Below are 2,802 nucleotides of genomic sequence, written 5' to 3' on the forward strand. Positions count from 1 at the left end.
CAACTCGACGCGCTGGCGCTCGCCGACCGAGAGGCTGCCCACGCGCGCGTCGGGCTGCACCGGCAGGCCAAACCGCTGCGCCACCGCGAGCAGCCGGGCGCGCGCGCGGCCGCGGCGCGAGAACGGCTGCCACAACGGCTCGCTGCCGAGCAGCACGTTGTCCAGCACCGTGAGGTTGTCCGCCAGCGCGAAATGCTGGTGCACCATGCCGATCCCCGCCGCCAGCGCCGCGCGCGGCTGGCCGGGCGGCAGGGGCTGGCCAAAGGCCTCGATATGCCCCGCGTCGGCCACGTAGTGTCCGAACAGGATCGACATCAGCGTGGACTTGCCCGCGCCGTTCTCGCCCAGCAGGGCGAGCACCTCGCCGCGTTGCAGCGTGAGGCTGATGCCGTCATTCGCGAGCAGCTCGCCAAAGCGCTTGGTAATGCCCGACAAGCGCAGGACGGGGGGACTGGGCGCCGTCATTTCCATGCCGTGCAGCAGCGTGGATGCGCTCACCGGGCCGTGGTGGACTTGGGCTGGCTATCGTCCACCAGCACGCGGAACCTGCCGGCCAGGATGTCCGCCTCGCGGGCCCGAACCTGGGCGACGACGTCGGCGGGCACCTTGTTCTCGAAGGTTCCCAGCGGGGCCAGCCCGGAGCCCTTGTGCTGCATCATCGAGTACGGGCCGTAGTCCTCGGCGCCAAAGCGCCCCTCGCGCACGAGCTTCAGCGCCCGGTCCACGCTCGGCTCCATATGCCATAGCGCCGACACCACCACGGTGTCGGGGTACTGCGCCTGCGTGTTGATCACGTTGCCGATCGCGAGCTTGCCCTTCTCCCGGGCGGCGTCGCTCACGCCGAAGCGCTCGGCGTAGAGCACGTCGGCGCCCTTGTCGATCATGGCAAAGCTCGCCTCCTTGGCCTTCGGCGGGTCGAACCAGCTATTGATGAAGGCGACGCTGAATTCAACCTTGGGATTCGTCTGCCTCGCGCCGGCCATGAAGGCGTGCATCAGGCGGTTCACTTCGGGGATGGGAAAACCGCCCACCAGGCCAATCTTGTTCGAGCGCGTCATCCCGCCGGCCACCATGCCCGACAGGTAGGCCGGCTCCTGGATGTAGTTGTCGAACACGCTGAAGTTGGGCGCCTGGGGCTTGCCCGAGGAGCCGAGCAGGAACGCCGTTTGGGGAAATTCCCTGGCCAGCTTGCGGGCCGCAGCCTCCACGGCAAAAGCCTCGCCCACGATCAACTGCTGGCCGCCCATGGCGTATTCGCGCAGCACCCGCTCGTAATCGGCGTTGGCAACGTTCTCGCTGGACCGGTATTCAATCTCACCGCGCAACTCGGCTGCCTTGAGCGCCTTGTGGATGCGGCTAACCCATTGCTGTTCGTAAGGCACCGTGTAGATCGCCGCAACCTTGATCCGGGCCTGCGCCGCAGCCAGCGACGGCGCCAGCCCCAGGATGGCGGCCATGGTGGAAATGCCAAGCAGGCGTGCGATAAGGATGCGGCGGATGGTCATGGTGCGTGCTGGATAAGGAAAACGGCCCGGGAAGGGCCATGCAATATGCGCGCCAATAAGCAGGGGGGAGTCGGCAGGGGGCATGGCAGGCGCTGCCGCAATTGTGCACACGGCGCATTGCCGTCAACCGCCAAGCGCCTGCGCGGCGGGTCCGCCACCATTGCGGGCGGGGGCCAATCTGGCATACTCGCCGCCCATTGGGTGGGCCCTCCTGCATCACCCAGAATCCGCTCCAGCTCTGGCTTTCCGGGGGATTTTGGAGTTCGGAATGCGGGTTTCAGTGCTGATAAATCCCAAGCAAAGAAAGGACGACCGCCATGCCCCTCCTTCCCTTCGGCTGCCTGGAAGGCAGTGGTTTCGAGCGGTTTGATCCGCGCTTTGACCCCTGCATCCCTGGCCCCGAGCGCATAGCGCGTCTGTGGACTGGCGGGCGCTGGTGCGAGGGCCCGGTGTGGTTTGGCGCGCACCGCACGCTGCTGTGGTCGGACATTCCGAACAACCGCATGCTGCGCCTGGACGAACGCAATGGCACGGTCGGCGTCTTCCGCGAACCGGCAAACAACAGCAACGGCCACACGACGGACCGCCAAGGGCGGCTGCTGAGCTGCGAGCACCTGACGCGCTGCGTGACCCGCACCGAGCACGACGGGAGCATCACCGTGCTGGCCTCGCACTGGCAGGGCAAGCGGCTGAATTCGCCAAACGACTTGGTGGTGCATTCGGACGGCGGCGTCTGGTTTACCGACCCGAGCTACGGCATCCTCTCGGACTACGAGGGACTGCGCGCCGAGAGCGAAATCGGCGCCTGCCACGTCTACCGCATCGACCCCGCGAGCGGCGCCGTCGAGTGCATGGCCGACGACTTCGTCAAGCCCAACGGGCTCGCGTTCTCGCCCGACGAGTCGCTGCTCTACGTTGCCGACACCGGCGCGAGCCACTGGGACGCGGCGCCGCGCCACATCCGCCGCTTCCAGCTGGGCGCGGACGGCCGCAGCCTGCGCGGCGGCGAGGTATTTGCCGAATGCAGCAACGGCCTGTTCGACGGCTTTCGGCTGGACACCGAAGGCCGCCTGTGGAGCAGCGCCGGCGACGGCGTGCACGCCTATCACCCGGACGGCACGCTGCTGGGCAAGATCCTGGTTCCCGAGCCGGTGGCGAACGTCTGCTTTGGCGGACTCCGGCGCAACCGGCTGTTCATCTGCGCGAGTACCTCGCTGTACGCCATCACCTTGAACGCAAAGGGAGTGCTCTGATGCCCACGTCCATCACCCTGTCCGCCGAAGGGCTGGAATCGACC

At 67.3% G+C, this 2,802-nt stretch carries 3 protein-coding genes; 1 reads left to right on the forward strand and 2 read right to left on the reverse strand.

Translation table 11 applies throughout. From position 1 onward, the window contains the following. A partial coding sequence (locus VTU_RS29120; RefSeq protein WP_138927989.1) for an ATP-binding cassette domain-containing protein occupies positions 1-465 on the reverse strand: 465 nt, incomplete at its 3' end. A gap of 29 nt (positions 466-494) precedes the next feature. Then, entirely contained in the window at positions 495-1,505 is a 1,011-nt protein-coding gene (locus VTU_RS0121070) for a BMP family protein (RefSeq protein ID WP_010108380.1), read from the reverse strand. Positions 1,506-1,822: 317 nt separating this feature from the next. On the opposite strand from VTU_RS0121070, the gene VTU_RS0121075 reads away from it, so the two are divergent. Next, positions 1,823-2,758, forward strand: coding sequence for an SMP-30/gluconolactonase/LRE family protein (locus tag VTU_RS0121075; RefSeq protein ID WP_010108382.1), 936 nt, complete (start codon positions 1,823-1,825; stop codon positions 2,756-2,758). The last annotated feature ends 44 nt before the right edge of the window (positions 2,759-2,802 follow it).

The organism is Verminephrobacter aporrectodeae subsp. tuberculatae At4 (genome assembly GCF_000193225.1).
Taxonomy (GTDB): domain Bacteria; phylum Pseudomonadota; class Gammaproteobacteria; order Burkholderiales; family Burkholderiaceae_C; genus Acidovorax; species Acidovorax aporrectodeae.